16 protein-coding genes are annotated in these 14,026 nt (G+C 67.7%); 1 reads left to right on the top strand and 15 read right to left on the bottom strand.

Annotated features, from left to right (window positions below; all coding sequences use genetic code 11):
- Position 1: 1 nt before the first annotated feature.
- From CIK77_RS13390 to CIK77_RS13365, 6 genes are all read right to left on the bottom strand, one after another.
- Positions 2 to 1,477 carry an FAD-binding oxidoreductase gene (locus CIK77_RS13390; RefSeq protein ID WP_087056583.1) on the bottom strand — a complete coding sequence of 492 codons (1,476 nt, stop codon included), beginning with the start codon at positions 1,475 to 1,477 and terminating at the stop codon, positions 2 to 4.
- Between the two features lie 67 nt (positions 1,478 to 1,544).
- Positions 1,545 to 2,321: an SDR family oxidoreductase gene (locus CIK77_RS13385; RefSeq protein ID WP_087056582.1), complete on the bottom strand. Its 777-nt coding sequence runs from the start codon at positions 2,319 to 2,321 to the stop codon at positions 1,545 to 1,547.
- 113 nt (positions 2,322 to 2,434) lie between these two features.
- The gene (locus tag CIK77_RS13380) at positions 2,435 to 3,367 is read right to left on the bottom strand and encodes a glycine betaine ABC transporter substrate-binding protein (protein ID WP_087056581.1); all 933 of its coding nucleotides are present in this window, start codon (positions 3,365 to 3,367) and stop codon (positions 2,435 to 2,437) included.
- Positions 3,368 to 3,428: 61 nt separating this feature from the next.
- Positions 3,429 to 4,226 (bottom strand): ABC transporter permease, encoded by a 798-nt coding sequence (locus CIK77_RS13375; protein WP_249268741.1) that lies wholly within the window; start codon positions 4,224 to 4,226, stop codon positions 3,429 to 3,431.
- A complete protein-coding gene (locus CIK77_RS13370) occupies positions 4,223 to 5,287 on the bottom strand; it encodes an ABC transporter ATP-binding protein (protein ID WP_087056580.1) in 1,065 nt (354 codons plus the stop codon). The genes CIK77_RS13375 and CIK77_RS13370 overlap by 4 nt, the downstream gene beginning before the upstream one ends.
- The gene (locus CIK77_RS13365; RefSeq protein WP_087056579.1) at positions 5,284 to 5,946 is read right to left on the bottom strand and encodes an ABC transporter permease; all 663 of its coding nucleotides are present in this window, start codon (positions 5,944 to 5,946) and stop codon (positions 5,284 to 5,286) included. The genes CIK77_RS13370 and CIK77_RS13365 overlap by 4 nt, the downstream gene beginning before the upstream one ends.
- 132 nt (positions 5,947 to 6,078) lie before the next feature.
- Here CIK77_RS13365 and CIK77_RS13360 point away from each other — a divergent pair, with 132 nt between their 5' ends.
- A complete protein-coding gene (locus CIK77_RS13360) occupies positions 6,079 to 6,951 on the top strand; it encodes an IclR family transcriptional regulator (protein WP_087056578.1) in 873 nt (290 codons plus the stop codon).
- Positions 6,952 to 7,035: 84 nt separating this feature from the next.
- Here CIK77_RS13360 and CIK77_RS13355 read toward each other — a convergent pair whose 3' ends face one another.
- From CIK77_RS13355 to rpmI, 9 genes are all read right to left on the bottom strand, one after another.
- On the bottom strand, positions 7,036 to 7,950 hold the full coding sequence (locus CIK77_RS13355; RefSeq protein WP_087056577.1) for an amino acid ABC transporter permease: 915 nt from the start codon (positions 7,948 to 7,950) through the stop codon (positions 7,036 to 7,038).
- On the bottom strand, positions 7,947 to 8,603 hold the full coding sequence (locus CIK77_RS13350) for an amino acid ABC transporter permease (RefSeq protein ID WP_087056576.1): 657 nt from the start codon (positions 8,601 to 8,603) through the stop codon (positions 7,947 to 7,949). The genes CIK77_RS13355 and CIK77_RS13350 overlap by 4 nt, the downstream gene beginning before the upstream one ends.
- A 60-nt stretch (positions 8,604 to 8,663) precedes the next feature.
- Entirely contained in the window at positions 8,664 to 9,560 is an 897-nt protein-coding gene (locus tag CIK77_RS13345) for a glutamate ABC transporter substrate-binding protein (protein WP_087056575.1), read from the bottom strand.
- Between the two features lie 56 nt (positions 9,561 to 9,616).
- Complete coding sequence (locus tag CIK77_RS13340) at positions 9,617 to 10,357, bottom strand: amino acid ABC transporter ATP-binding protein (protein ID WP_087056634.1); 741 nt, start codon at positions 10,355 to 10,357, stop codon at positions 9,617 to 9,619.
- A gap of 117 nt (positions 10,358 to 10,474) precedes the next feature.
- Positions 10,475 to 11,269 carry a TrmH family RNA methyltransferase gene (locus CIK77_RS13335; protein WP_087056574.1) on the bottom strand — a complete coding sequence of 265 codons (795 nt, stop codon included), beginning with the start codon at positions 11,267 to 11,269 and terminating at the stop codon, positions 10,475 to 10,477.
- Between the two features lie 43 nt (positions 11,270 to 11,312).
- Positions 11,313 to 12,377, bottom strand: coding sequence for a lysylphosphatidylglycerol synthase transmembrane domain-containing protein (locus CIK77_RS13330; protein WP_087056573.1), 1,065 nt, complete (start codon positions 12,375 to 12,377; stop codon positions 11,313 to 11,315).
- Complete coding sequence (locus tag CIK77_RS13325) at positions 12,374 to 13,174, bottom strand: glycosyltransferase (protein ID WP_087056572.1); 801 nt, start codon at positions 13,172 to 13,174, stop codon at positions 12,374 to 12,376. The genes CIK77_RS13330 and CIK77_RS13325 overlap by 4 nt, the downstream gene beginning before the upstream one ends.
- Positions 13,175 to 13,352: 178 nt before the next feature.
- A complete protein-coding gene (gene rplT, locus CIK77_RS13320) occupies positions 13,353 to 13,736 on the bottom strand; it encodes a 50S ribosomal protein L20 (protein WP_087056571.1) in 384 nt (127 codons plus the stop codon).
- Between the two features lie 29 nt (positions 13,737 to 13,765).
- Positions 13,766 to 13,960, bottom strand: a complete 195-nt coding sequence (rpmI, locus tag CIK77_RS13315) for a 50S ribosomal protein L35 (RefSeq protein ID WP_087056570.1) — start codon at positions 13,958 to 13,960, stop codon at positions 13,766 to 13,768.
- Between the last annotated feature and the right edge of the window lie 66 nt (positions 13,961 to 14,026).

The following is a 14,026-nucleotide window of genomic DNA, read 5'->3' as shown; positions in this document are numbered from 1 at the left end:
GCTAGTCGACCGGATAGATCGTGCCGGCGTTCATCACGCCGTTCGGGTCGAACTCGCGCTTGAGGCCGGCGAGGATGCGATACGCGCTGCCGTGCTCCTCGCGCGTCCATGGGGTGCGGTACTTGCCGACGCCGTGGTGGTGCACCATCGACCCGCCCACGCGCAGCGCCTCCTCGACGATGATCGCATTGAGCGGCTGGTGGTACTCACGGATCTCCTCGCGCGGTTCGCAGCGGATCGTGTAGTCGTACACGAAGTAGAGGTTGGTTCCCGTCTGATAGCTGTGCGACGAGTGCGCCCCGAGCAGGTGCAGGTCGTCGCGGCGCGGGAACTCCGTGCGGATGCGGTTCATCACCGCGTCGTACAGCTCGTGCGTGCGCGACCAGTCGACCGCGACCTCGGTCGTGTAGCCGAGACGTCCGTGCTCGACCATGTCGCGCCTCTCGGCGTCGATCTTGTCGGCTCCCCAGTTCAGGCCGTCGAGCCAGTCCGCCACGTACTGCGGGGCGAGCGCCCGATGCGGGATCGTGGTGAGCGCCTCCTCGACGCCTTCCGCGATGGCGTCGGCGATGCGCTTCGGCCCGTCGGCGACGACGATCACCACCGGTCTGCCATCGGCGACGTCGCTGAAGTGCTGACCGGCATCGCCTGCCGAATACACGCGAGCGATGCTCGGCCGATAGCCGGCCTGCACGATGCGGCGCAGGACGTCGATCCCGTCAGCGAACTCGTCGACGACGAAGCCCAGCGCGCGGCGGTTGTCGGGTTCGAAGCGGAACAGCTTCACCGTGACCTCGGTCACGACGCACAGCGCCCCCTCGTTGCCGATCACCACGTGCCGGATGTCGGGCCCGGCCGCTCGGCGCGGCACGTTCTTGATGCGCGTGACGCTGCCGTCGGGGAACACTGCCTCGAGGCCGACGACCATGTCTTCGATCCCCCCGTAGAGGGTCGAGAGCTGCCCGATCGAACGCGTCGCGACGAGGCCGCCGAACTGCGCGAGGGGCTTCGACTGGGGCGAGTGCGCCGTCGTGAGCCCGCGGTCACGCAGCGCGTCGTCGAGCCGCTGCAGCGGCACCCCCGCCTGCACTGTCGCCTGCATGTTCTCTTCGTCGATCTCGATCACGGCGTCCATGCGCGAGCAGTCGAGCACGATCGTGTCCTCGACAGCCGTCTCGAGACCGCCCTCCGTGCCCGTGCGGCCCGTCCGCGGCACGACGTTGACGCCGTGCCCGTCGGCGAAGACGAGCACGGCGCGGACCTGCTCGGTCGAGGTCGCGTAGGCGATCGCTGCGGGGAACGGGCCGTCGTAGATGCCGTGGGCGGCCTCGTACTTGTGGAAGCGGTCGACACTCGCCTCGCGCAGTCGCTGCTCGTCGGTGTCGACGCTGTCGGCTCCGAGCATGTCGACGAGTCGCGCGACGATCGCCGCACGGCCGATCGTCGGCGTCGGCCTGGTGAAGGTGGGCACGGCCATGATTTCCTCGTTTCGGTCTGAGGGGATTCGGTCTGAAGGCGGAAGTCGACGGCGCCGCGGACGACCGTCAGCGGACGAGGTACCCGCCGTCGACGGCGAGCACCTGACCGTTCACATAGTCGGAGGCGGGACTGGCGAGGAACACCGCGGCGCCCATGAGATCGTCGCGCCGCCCCCAGCGACCGGCTGGCACATGATCGAGCACCCTGCGGTTCGCTTCGGGCTCCGAGCGCGTCTCAGCGGTGAGCGCAGTCTCGAAGTAGCCGGGAGCGATGGCGTTGACCTGCACCCCAGACGAAGCGAGCTCGTCGGCATAGGCGCGGGTGAACCCGACGATGCCGTGCTTCGTCGCGGCGTACGCGGGTGAGCCGACGCCCCCCAGGAAGGAGAAGAGCGAGGCGATGTTGATGATCTTGCCTGAACCGCGGTCGCTCATGTGCGCTGCGGCGAGACGGCCGAGTTCGAAGGCGGCGGTGAGATTGACGGCGATCATCCTGTCCCACTCGGCACGGCCGAAATCCCGCCACGGCGCGACGAGATTGACTCCAGCGGAGTTGACGAGGATGTCGACGCGGCCGAACACCTCGACCGCCTCGGCCATGACGCGCTCGGGAGCGCCCGGCTCAGTCAGGTCGGCGATCATCCCCGAGTACCGGGCGCCGGCTGCCACGACGAGCGCTTCCGTCTCTCCGCCGTCATCGCTCGCACTCGGTACGAACACGTCGGCGCCGGCCGCCGCCAGAGCCAGCGTGAATGCCTGACCGAGCCCGCTGTTGCCACCGGTGACGACGGCGATGCGACCGGTGAGCGAGAAGCGGGCGAGGGAGAAATCGGTGATGTCCAACTGGGTCCTTCTCGACGGGAGACGATACGGATGTCAGGTGAAGGGCCCGGGATGCGGCATCCGGTTCTCGCTTCCCAAGAATCAGGTGCCGCATCCGACCGCTTCGGATCGGGTCAGATCAGGCCCTGCTCGGTCAGCCAGTCGATCGCGACGTCCTCAGGGTCCTCGCCGTCGACGTCGACCTGGCTGTTGAGATCCTGCATCACCTCGGTGGTGAGCAACGGCGAGACCAGGCCGATCACGTCCGCGATCGCCGGATGCTCGTCGAGGGTCTCCTGCTTGACCGTGAACGAGCCCTGGTAGGCAGGGAAGAACTCCTGGTCGTCCTCGAGCACCGTCAGATCCATGGCGGGAATGCGGCCGTCGGTCTCGAAGACCTCGCCGAAGGTGCAGTCGGTGCCCTCGGCAGTCGCGGTGTAGATGATGCCCGTGTCGAGCAGTGCGGTGCTGTCCTCGAATCCGTACGCGTCGCGCAGGCCGGGCCACCCGTCATCGCGCGTGGAGAACTCGCTCTCGATGCAGAACGTCTGCTCGTCAGCGGGCAGGGCTGCGATGTCGCTGAGCGTGGACACACCGAGATCTTCGATCGTGCCGCTCGCACCGGCGAGCGCGTAGGTGTTGTTGAGCGGAGCGGGCTCGAGCCACACGATCCCGTTCTGCTCGAGGTCTGCCTCGGCGACGGCGTCGAACTGCGCCTCGGCACCCTGCACCGGCTCGGTCTCGCCGAGGTAGGTGATCCAGCCGGTTCCGGTGTAGTCCCAGTAGCCCAGGAACTCGTCGTTCTCGAAGGCCTGGCGCACGTTGCTCGAGCCGACGAGGTCGATGTTCGCCTCGACATCGGCGCCGTGCGCACGGAACAGCTCGGTCGTGATGTAGGAGAGAACGTACTGTTCGGCGAAGTCCTTGCTTCCGATGACGCCGGTGAGGCTGTCGAGCTCGTCGCCCTGCGACCCGGTCTCGGTTCCTGCTCCTGCTCCGCCCGTGCAGCCGGCCAGGGCGACGGCCGAGGCCGCGACGAGCGCGAGAGCGCCGATGCGCTTGTTCATGTGCGTTCCTTTCGGTGGCAACCGCCCCAGCGTGAAGCGCGGTTGCGGTTGGTGGGGGTGGTCACAGGCCCTTCGGCCTGACGAGGTCTTCGACGAGGCCCGCGAGCCAGTCGATGAGCACGGCGATCGCGGCGACCAGCACGGCGCCCACGACTATCACCGGATAACGCTGCAGCTTGAGGCCGTTGACGATCATGTCGCCGAGGCCACCGGCGTTGATGAAGGTGGCGACGGTCGCGACGCCGACGGCGAAGACGAGGGCTGTGCGCAGGCCGGCGATGATCACAGGCGACGCGAGCGGGAGTTCGATGCGGCGCAGCGATTGCCCGACGGTCATGCCCATGCCGCGTGCCGACTCCCGAACGCTGGCGGGGATCTGGTCGAGTCCTGCCACCGTGTTGCGCAGGACCGGCAGGAACGAGTACGCGACGAGGGCCACCAGCGCCGTGACGAACCCGGTCTGCCACGCGATGGCGAGCAGGATGATGAGGCCGACGGCCGGCGTGGCCTGCCCGATGTTCGCGACGACACCGACCGCACCCCGGAAGAGGCGAGAGCGCGAGCGCGACACGGCGATTCCGATCGGGATGGCGAGGGCGGCGACGAGGGCCGAGGCGACGAGCGTCAGGATGAGATGCTCGCCGGTCTTCGTGATGATGTAGTCCCAGTTGAGGGTGCGCGCCTCGATCGAGTCGAGATCACGCGACGACGCCCAGATCGCCAGCACCGCCAGCACGACGGCCACGGCGATGAGCGGCACGAATCGACGCAGCCAGCGGCGGCCGGACGAGCCGGCGGCCGGGCCACCGGCTCCGAGCGCGGTGGCCGTGACGGGCATGGTCGCGTTCGAGGCGCTCACGGTGCGCCCTGCTCACGCGAGGGGATGTCGCGGGCGTCCGCGTCGAGCAGCGTCGAGATGGTGTCGAAGTCGATTGCGCCCACGACGCGATCTCCGCGTGTGACGCGCACGCTCGAGGCTCCCGAGCGGACCAGCATGTCGAGGGCGTCCCGCAGCGAGTCGTGCTCATCGACCTCGAGCGCGGAGGTCGACGCCGAGACACCGGTCAGGTCGACGTGCGAGAGGCCGATCAGGGCGAGTCGCTTCAGCGCCGCGCCCTTGCCGATGAACGACTGCACGTAGTCGTTGGCAGGGGCGGCGAGGATGTTCGCAGGTGTGTCGAACTGCTCGATCTGACTGCGATCGCTGAGCACGGCGATCCGGTCGCCGAGCTTGATCGCCTCATCGAAGTCGTGTGTGACGAAGACGATCGTCTTCCCGATGCCCTCCTGGATCTTCAGGAACTCGGCCTGCAGCCCGTCCCTGGTGATCGGGTCTGTGGCGCCGAACGGCTCGTCCATGAGCATGACGGGAGGATCGGCGGCGAGCGCTCGGGCGACGCCGACCCGCTGCTGCTGACCGCCGGAGAGCTCCTTCGGGTAGCGGCGTGCGAACACACCGGGGTCGAGGTCGACCAGCCGCAGCAGTTCGTCCACGCGCTCGGCGATACGAGACTTCGACCAGCCGAGCAGCTTCGGCACCGTCGCGATGTTGTCGAAGATCGTCAGGTGCGGGAACAGCCCGATCTGCTGGATCACGTATCCGATGTGCCGGCGCAGCTCGTTCGGCTCGAGCGACAGCACATCCTGGTCGGCGATCCGGATCGAACCCGACGTCGGCTCGATGATCCGGTTGATCATCTTCATCGTCGTCGTCTTGCCGCATCCGGACGGGCCGACGAACATGACCAGTTCTCCAGGGCTCACCGACATGGTGAAGTCCTCGACGGCCGGGTGCTCCTGCCCCTGGTACCTCTTGGTGACGCCGTCGAGCTCGATGCCGACACTCGATCCCGCATGGGCGAACGCGGCCGTGGCGCCGTTGGTCGACTTGCTGGTCCCGCTGCGGGTGGAGGCGGTCATCGGAGTCCCCTTGAGGTCGTCGTACGGGCGAGCAGAACGAGGAGGCCGTCGAGCACGAGCGCGATGACGATCGTCGCCACTGTGCCGACGAGCGCGTAGTTGAGCGCGTTCGCCGAGCCGAGCGTCGACAGCCCCCGGAAGATGTACGTGCCGAGACCGGGGCCGGCGACGTACGCCGCGATGGCCGCCACGCCGACCGACAGCTGCGTCGCCACGCGCAGTCCGGTCAGGATGACGGGCCAGGCGATCGGCAACTGCATCGAGCACAGGATGCGCACGCGCGACATCCCGACGCCCCTGGCTGCCTCGAGGATGTGGCGCGGCACCTCGCTGAGCCCGACGGCCGTGTTCCGGATGACGGGCAGCAACGCGTATACGACGAGCGCCACGATCGTGGCTCCCCAGCCGAGGCCGAGCACGGGGCTCAGCAGGGCGAGGAGCGCGAGCGAAGGGACGGTGATCGCCACCGACGCGGTCGTGATCGCGGCGCTGCGCACGCCAGGGCGATCCCACACGAGCATGCCGAGGCCGACGCCGATCACGGCGGAGATCGCCAGCGACAGCAGGACGACCGCGAGGTGCTCGGCGGCGAGCGTCAGGATCTCGTCCCATCGGCGCTCGACGAACCGAGCGAGGCTCTCGAGATCGAACCCGTTCATTCCGCTCCTCACCGCCGAGGCGCTCCTCCGCGCTGCCGGACACTGTTGTCTTCGTGTCGACAACCATACGAAACAGTCTTCATTTACACAAAGCTGGTTGTTCATATGACAACTCCAAGATATGGTGTGTGCATGACCGACGTGCCGCACCGTCCTGCGCGACGCAACACCTCCGGCCTCGCCCGCGATCTGGAGCTGCTCGAGCTGCTCGGTTCCGCCGAGTCCGCGCGCGCCGACGGACTCGGCGTCGTGCGCCTGGCCGAACTGAGCGGCCGAGACAAAGGCGTCGTCTCGCGTTCCCTGGCGACCCTCGCCGACTCAGGGCTCGCCGAGCGCGACCCTCTGACACGCGCCTATCGGCTCGGTCCGCGCCTCTATGCCCTCGCCGCGCACACGCGCGAGACCCGGTTGACGTCCGTCGCCCGGCCCATCCTTCGTCGCATTGCGAACGAGACGCGCGAGACCGCCAGCCTGAACGTCCTGCGCGGAGGGCATGTGCTGACGGTGCTGAGCGAGCTCAGCCCGCACGAGTTCCGCGCAACCGGGTGGGAGGGTGTGACGACATCCGCCTGGCGCACGCCGTCAGGGCGTGCTCTGCTCAGCCAGTGGGACGACACGGCACTGCGCGAATGGTTCGTCGAGCACGCCGACGAGACGCCGATCGTCGGACGTGCCGATCGGAGCGTGATCGCCTCCCCCTTCGCCGTCGTCCAGGACCCGTCGCCGGCCTCCGATCATGTGCGCGACCTGACGACGCTGCTGGCCGAAGTGGCGCGCGTGCGGGAGCTGGGCTATGCGCCGTCCGTCGAGGAGCTGGAACGGGGCATCGTCGCGGCGTCGGCGCCGATCATCGACTTCACGGGGGCCGTCGTCGCCGCGGTCAACATCAGCGCACCGATCTCCCGCGTCGGAGCGGATCCGGTGCCGCTCGGAACATACATCGCGCGGGTGGGCGCCGAGATCTCCGCGTCACTCGGCGCACAGGTCGGCGACGCATCGGTGTGAGTCCGCTCCGATAGCGAGGCACCCGCAACCGGTCTGCACGCGCGCGGAGACGAGCCTCGTTCTGGAGCCGGGCCGTGCGTGCCGTCACCTGCCGAGCTGTCCACCCGGATCGAACCTGCCAGAGCGAGACTGCAGCGCGATTGCTTCGGTCAGCGTCGAATCGTCGTCCGCGGCCGGGTCGCGCGGAGCGGCAACGACCTTCGGGGACCGGCTGGTGCGCTTCTCCGCCCACTTCGCGAGCCAGCTCAGCAGCAGACACATCACGATGTAGATGCCGCCGATGATGAACGCCGCCTGCAGAATCGGCCTGCCCTGCTGCGAGCCGAGCAGCTTCGCGTAGTACAGCAGCTCCTGGTACGTGATCAGGAAGCCGAGCGCGGTGTCCTTCATGGTGACGACGAGCTGCGCGATGATCACGGGCAGCATCGCCCGCACGGCCTGCGGCAGCAGGATCTTGATCATCACGCCGCTCTTGCGCAGGCCGATCGCGTACCCGGCTTCCTTCTGCCCGCGCGGCAGCGACTCGATGCCGGCACGCAGCGCCTCGGCGAGCACGGAGCCGTTGTACGCCATCAGCGCGATCACGACGGCCCAGTACGGGCTCATCGACACCCCGAGCGTCGGCAGGCCGTAGTACAGGATCATCATCATCACGAGCACGGGAACGGCCCGGAACGCTTCGGTTATCACGGTGACCGGAACGCGCACCCATGTGTGTTCCGAGACCCGGCCGATGGCGAGCACGAAGCCGAGGGCGAGGCTGAGCACGGCGGCGAGGGCGAACGCCCTGAGCGTGTTCAGCAGCATCTCGCCGATGGAGACCCACACCGCGGAGAATGTGAACACGTGCCACTTCTCGGCGCTGAACTGGTTCGTCAGGCTGAACCGCCACACGATGAAGGCGAGGACCGCGAGGACCACGATGACGGTGGCGACCGCGAGGATCGCATTTCGTCGCCTGGCCTTGGGGCCTGGAACGTCGTAGAGAACGGAAGTCATCGCGCGATCCTCCACTTGTCCTCGAGCGTGCGCTGCAGCCAGGTCAGCAGCATCACCAGCGCCACAAAGATCAGAGCGACCCAGAACAGCACTTCCATAGGCGTTCCCGGCCGCGTGTGCGAGTTGGAGATCGTGGCCTGCAGCGCGGGAAGCACCGAGATGGAGAACCCGGCAGCGACGGTGGTGTTCTTCAGCAACGCGATGAATACGCTCATCATGGGAGGCACCACAGAACGGAAGGCCTGCGGCAGCACCACCTTGGTCATCACCTGGCCGAACGGGAGACCGATCGCGCGGGCGGCTTCCGCCTGTCCCACGGGCACCGTGTTGATGCCGGCCCGGATCGTCTCGGCGACGTACGTGGCGGTGTACACACCGACCGCGAGGATGCCGAGCACCGTATTCGACAGCGTCGGCAGCGCCAGCGCGCTGTAGCCGAACACGAAGAAGAAGAACACCAGCGTGAGCGGGGTGTTCCGCACCAGGTTGACGTACACGGTGCCGACCCCGCGCGCGATCGGCACCGGCGAGACGCGCATCGCACCGACGATGGTGCCGAGCACGAGGGCGAGCAGCGCACCGAAGACGAACACCAGCAGTGTGAGAGAGATGCCCTCGCGCCACAGATCGAGGTTGCCGAAGATGGCGTCCACGCGCCCTCCTTCTTCTCGGGTGTCGGCGAGGGGCCCGAGCGGACCCCTCGCCGTTGCGGACTACTCGACCGGATCGACGGCCGGCTGCTCGACCTCGATGCCCGACTGACCGAGCGTGGCGTCGAAGATCTCCTGCCAGGTGTCGCCGCCGTCCGTGAACAGCGTGTTGATGTGCTCCTGCAGTGCCGCGTCGCCCTTCGGGATGCCGACGCCGTAGCGCTCCTCGGTGAACAGCCCGTCGAGCACCTTCACCTCATCCGGGTACTGCGCGGCGTAGCCGATCAGGATCGCCGCGTCGGTGGTGACCGCGTCGACCTTGTCGTTGAGCAGGTCGTCGACGCAGGCGGAGTACAGGTCGTACTCCTCCGTGTCGATCTCGGGGAAGTTCTCCTTGATGTTCTGGATCGGCGTGGAGCCGGTCGCCGAGCACACGGTCATGCCGTTGAAGTCCTCGACACCGGAGACCTCGGTCATGTCGCTGTCGGCGCTGACCAGGAAGCCCTGGCCGGTGACGAAGTACGGCCCGGCGAAGTCGATCTGCTCCTTGCGCTGGTCGGTGATCGAGTACGTGCCGACGTAGTAGTCGACGTCTCCGTTCACGAGCGCCTGCTCGCGGTTGGCCGAGGCGATCGGCTTGTACTCGATGTCGCCCTCATCGAAGCCGAGCGAGCCGGCGATCCAGCGAGCGATCTCGATGTCGAAGCCGCTGCGCTCGTTCGTCGTGGCGTCGAGGAAGCCGAGGTTGGGCTGATCCTCCTTCACGCCGATGACCGGGCCGCCCCGTTCGACCATCGCGTCGTAGGTGGCGCTCCCCTCGAGCGAGACCTCGTCGTCGACGTCCGCGTCAGGGACGTCTTCACCGCCGGTGCCGCTCGGACTGCCACTGTTGCACGCGCTGAGCGCGAGCAGCGCCGTCGCGGCGATGCCGATGACGGCGAGATTGCGGATCTTTCGCATGATTCCTCCTGGTGTGTGATGGTGCCCGGCTGCTGTGCGCGGCACCCGTTGGCCGGTCAGTTGGTGAGCAGCTTCGACAGGAAGTCCTTGGCCCTGTCGGAGCTGGGGTTGGTGAAGAACTCCTCTGGGGTCTCCTGCTCGACGATCTCGCCGTCCGCCATGAACACGACACGGTCGGCGGCCTTGCGTGCGAAGCCCATCTCGTGGGTGACGACGACCATCGTCATCCCCTCCTTGGCGAGCCCGACCATGACATCGAGCACCTCGTTGATCATCTCGGGGTCGAGCGCGCTGGTGGGCTCGTCGAAGAGCATCACCTTCGGGCGCATCGCCAGGGCACGAGCGATCGCGACGCGCTGCTGCTGACCGCCGGAGAGCTGAGCGGGAAGCTTATCGGCCTGCTCGGACACGCCGACCCGATCGAGCAGTTGGCGCGCCTCGCGATCGGCGTCCGCCTGCTTCATGCCCTTCACCGAGATCGGCCCGAGCGTGACGTTCTGCAGGATCGTCAGGTGGGAGAACAGGTTGAACGACTGGAACACCATGCCCACGTCTGCGCGCAGCTTCGCGAGGGCCTTCCCCTCTTTGGGAAGCTCATTGCCGTCGATCGTGATCGACCCGCTCGTGATGGTCTCGAGACGGTTGATCGTGCGGCACAGCGTCGACTTGCCGGACCCGGACGGTCCGATCACGACGACCACCTCACCCTGGTCGACCGTCAGGTCGATGTGCTTCAGCGCGTGGAAGTCTCCGTAGTGCTTCTGTACGTTGTCCATGACGACGAGCGGCTCTGCCATGAACACACACTAAGCCGCTTGCCCACCGCGGCGCCAGACCATGCGTTGTGCGTAATCAGTTCGTAACAGGTGAGCAAGTTGCGCAGGGACGCCTAGGGATGCATGGTCACGCCGCCCTCATGTTCGCTGGGCGAACGCGGATTCGTACAGGCAGACGCTGGCGGCGGTCGCGAGGTTGAGCGATTCGGCGCGCCCGTAGATCGGCAGTCGCAGCGCGCGATCCGCGAGCGCCAGCGCCTCGCTGTCGAGTCCACGTGCTTCGTTGCCGAACAGCCAGGCCGTCGGTGCCGCCAGTTCGGCGCGCACCGCCATCAGATCCTCCCCGCTCACATCCGCCGCCAGCACCCGCAGGCCCGCCTGCTGCGTCGCCACTGCGGCCTCGGAGAGCGCCGCAGCCGTCACGATCGGAATGTGGAACAGCGATCCGGTCGTCGAACGCACCGCCTTCGGGTTGTACGGGTCGACGGTGTCGCCCGTGAGGATCACGGCATCCGCACCCGACGCGTCGGCCACTCGGATGATCGTGCCGAGATTGCCAGGATCGCGGATCTCGTGGCAGATGGCCAGGAGCGTCGGCCCGCCGGAGAGCACCTCGTCCAGCGATGCTGGCCGCTGCCGCGCCACGGCGATGATCCCCTGCGGCGTTACGGTGTCCGCCATCGCCGCGACGACGCGCTCCTCGGCGATGTCCGCGCGGAGCCCCGCGTCGGTCAGAGCGGTGACGATGTCGCGATTGCGCTCGAGCGCACCTTCCGTCGCGTACACCTCGGTGACCACGTCCGGTGCCGAGTCCAGAGCCTCCCTCACCGCCTGCGGACCTTCGAGCAGGTAGAGGCCGGTCTCGCGCCTCGCGCTGCGCTTGGCGAGCTTGGCGACCGCGCGCACACGCGGCGAACGGGGGTTTGTCAGCACCGGGTCAGTCTAAGGGAGCCCCGCGGCGGCGGACCGAGACGGTTCATTTTCGCTCCCGTCGGATGCGGGGCGCGTGCGCTGTGGCGACGCTGTGCTGGTAGAAGCCCCAGCCGAAGACGATCGTGCCGAGCAGCAGCACCGCGCGGGCGAGCACGATCGCTGCGATCGTGGTGTCGGCTGGCAGCCCTCCCGCAACGAACGTGCCGACCATGACCACCTCGTAGGCACCCACACCGTTGGGCGTGACGATGATCATGCTCGCGACCGTCGCCACACCGTACGCGACGAAGACGAGCGCAGGGTCGGGCCTGATGCCGAACGCGACGAGCGCCACCCAGAACAGACCCGCGTCGAGGGCGTTGACCAGGAAGGACCAGAGGAAGGGCACCGCGAGCGTGCGAGCGTTCGCCGTCACCTCGCGCACCTCGATGTGCACGCCGTCGACGAAGCGGACGAGCGGCACCGGATCGACCAGGTTCGGGCGTCGGATGAGCCTCGCGCCCCACCTGGCGACGCGCGTGACGACGCCCGCGAACCTGTGCAGCAGACGGCGGCGGCGCAGCAGCCACGCGCCGGAGGCTGTGCAGACGACGGCGAGTGCTCCGATGCCCGCGGCCGCCCACAGCACGGTCGATGTTCCGTGTCCTGACAGGATCAGCCACACGCCGGAGACGGCGAGCATGATGCTGAACGAGACGAACGTGACGGCGAAGCGGGCGAACTGGGCGAGCGTGCCGCGGCTCGCCGAGACGCCGAGCGTGTTCAGCTTCCACGACGTGTAGGCGATCCCCGCCGCCCCACCCGAGGGGAGCATGTGGTTGGCGAAGTTGAACTCGAGCGACATCCGCATCGCCGTCAGCGGATGCATGCCGTGCAGCTCTCCCCTGCCTCGCAGGAAGGAGAACAGCACTTCACCCGTCGCCGCGAAGCTGGCCAGCTGCACGGGAATCAGCAGGGCGAACACCGCGATGTCGACGTCGGAGAGGCTCCCCGCCGCTTCGAGCATGGTCGGCCATGCCTGCCAGACGATGATGCCGACCAGAATCGCGGTGACGAGACTGACCCAGAAGCGCAGCGACGGGCGCCGCCTGTGTTCGGATGCGGTCATCCGCTGACACCGCCACGGGCCCGGCGAGCCGCGGCTGCCGGCGGGACGGCGTCGTCCCTGACCCACCGTGTCCGGCGGCCGTAGCGGTGGCGGGCCAGCGTGAGCCCGTCCGTGCGGTAGTAGCGGGCGAGCTTGTCGCGATCGATCGATCGGAACAGCCTGGCCCGCACCACGAGTCTGCGGTCGAAAGCGAGCCGGTGACCGGAGCGCAGCAGCGCGATCGTGACGTCGAGGTCCTCGCTCACGTGCTCGTCCCCCATCGCGCACAGCGGCCTGGCGCGGTGCCATGCGTCGCGGCGGATCGCGCTGTTGAAGCCGTAGAGCATAGGACGCACGCCGATGCTGCGCTGGTGCCATGCGCGGAATCCGCGGTACCACCAGCCGAACCAGCTCGCCTCGCCCGGCGACAGCTCGGCGATCGCCGCCGAGCCGCCGATCGCGTCGACCCCCGATTCCGAGAACACCTCTCGCACGCGCGCGACCCAGTCGCGGCGTACGAGCGAGTCAGCGTCGATGCGCGCGATGACATCGCCGCGCGCGGCGTCGAATCCTGCCGTGCGCGCGAAGGTGACGCCGGGGCGCGGCTCCGCGACGACGCGAACGCGATCGAAGGACGCGGCCACCACCGCTGTGCGGTCGGAGCTGGCGTTGTCGACAACGATGATCTCGTCGGCCTGCGCAGTCTGTGCGGCCAGTGCTCTCAGGCACCTGGCGATGATCGATTCCTCGTCGTGCGCGGGGACCACCACGGTCACCGTCGGCAGTCCGTCAGGCCGTGCCGGCAGATCGTGGTCCATGGGCTCAGTACACACGTTCGGCGCCCCGACGGCAATCACACGCGCGGGAGATCGCGGAATACGAGGAGCATCGGCTGGTTATCCGCACCCTCCCGTTCGTGCTGTCCCCACCATCCGGATGCCGAATGCACGAAACGAGGGGCACTCCATCCGGAGCGCCCCTCGTTCGGAGAAGTCGTTACGCAGCCTTGGGCGCGTTGACGTCTTCAGGCAGCGCCTTCTTCGCGGTCTCGACCAGCGAGGTGAAAGCAGCAGGCTCGTTCACAGCAAGCTCTGCGAGCATGCGGCGGTCGACCTCGACCCCTGCCAGGTTCAGACCCTGGATGAGGCGGTTGTAGGTGAGGCCCTGCGCGCGGCTGGCCGCGTTGATCCGCTGGATCCAGAGGCGACGGAATTCGCCCTTGCGCTTGCGGCGGTCGCGGTACGCGTAGACCAGCGAGTGTGTGACCTGCTCCTTGGCCTTGCGGTAAAGGCGCGAACGCTGACCGCGGTAACCCGAGGCACGCTCGAGGATGACGCGACGCTTCTTGTGGGCGTTGACTGCCCGCTTGACTCTAGCCATTGTCTATCTTCCTAACGAGATCTCGCGTCTCAACGACCGAGGAGCTTCTTGACTGCCTTGAGATCGTTGCCCGAAACGATCTGGTCCCTGTTCAGGCGGCGCGTCACTCGACTCGACTTGTGCTCGAGGTTGTGGCGCATGCCCGCCTGCTGCTTCTTGATCTTTCCGCTGCCGGTGATCTTGAAGCGCTTCTTGCTGCCCGAGTGGGTCTTCTGCTTCGGCATCTTCTCTTCCTTGGTCTGCGCCCGTGGGGGCGACGTCCGGTGCTACCCGCTTGCGCGGGAAGTTCT

The sequence above is a fragment of the Microbacterium sp. JB110 genome, from assembly GCF_003335195.1.
GTDB lineage: Bacteria > Actinomycetota > Actinomycetes > Actinomycetales > Microbacteriaceae > Microbacterium.
Note: the sequence above shows the minus strand (reverse complement) of the source record. Positions and strands in the feature narration are given on the sequence as shown.

Coding starts and splice junctions, on each gene's coding strand:
- CIK77_RS13390 (WP_087056583.1), bottom strand. CDS start 1,477: ATGGCCGTGCCCACCTTCACCAGGCCGACGCCGACGATCGGCCGTGCG.
- CIK77_RS13380 (WP_087056581.1), bottom strand. CDS start 3,367: ATGAACAAGCGCATCGGCGCTCTCGCGCTCGTCGCGGCCTCGGCCGTC.
- CIK77_RS13370 (WP_087056580.1), bottom strand. CDS start 5,287: ATGACCGCCTCCACCCGCAGCGGGACCAGCAAGTCGACCAACGGCGCC.
- CIK77_RS13365 (WP_087056579.1), bottom strand. CDS start 5,946: ATGAACGGGTTCGATCTCGAGAGCCTCGCTCGGTTCGTCGAGCGCCGA.
- CIK77_RS13360 (WP_087056578.1), top strand. CDS start 6,079: ATGACCGACGTGCCGCACCGTCCTGCGCGACGCAACACCTCCGGCCTC.
- CIK77_RS13355 (WP_087056577.1), bottom strand. CDS start 7,950: ATGACTTCCGTTCTCTACGACGTTCCAGGCCCCAAGGCCAGGCGACGA.
- CIK77_RS13345 (WP_087056575.1), bottom strand. CDS start 9,560: ATGCGAAAGATCCGCAATCTCGCCGTCATCGGCATCGCCGCGACGGCG.
- CIK77_RS13340 (WP_087056634.1), bottom strand. CDS start 10,357: ATGGCAGAGCCGCTCGTCGTCATGGACAACGTACAGAAGCACTACGGA.
- CIK77_RS13330 (WP_087056573.1), bottom strand. CDS start 12,377: ATGACCGCATCCGAACACAGGCGGCGCCCGTCGCTGCGCTTCTGGGTC.
- CIK77_RS13325 (WP_087056572.1), bottom strand. CDS start 13,174: ATGGACCACGATCTGCCGGCACGGCCTGACGGACTGCCGACGGTGACC.
- rplT (WP_087056571.1), bottom strand. CDS start 13,736: ATGGCTAGAGTCAAGCGGGCAGTCAACGCCCACAAGAAGCGTCGCGTC.
- rpmI (WP_087056570.1), bottom strand. CDS start 13,960: ATGCCGAAGCAGAAGACCCACTCGGGCAGCAAGAAGCGCTTCAAGATC.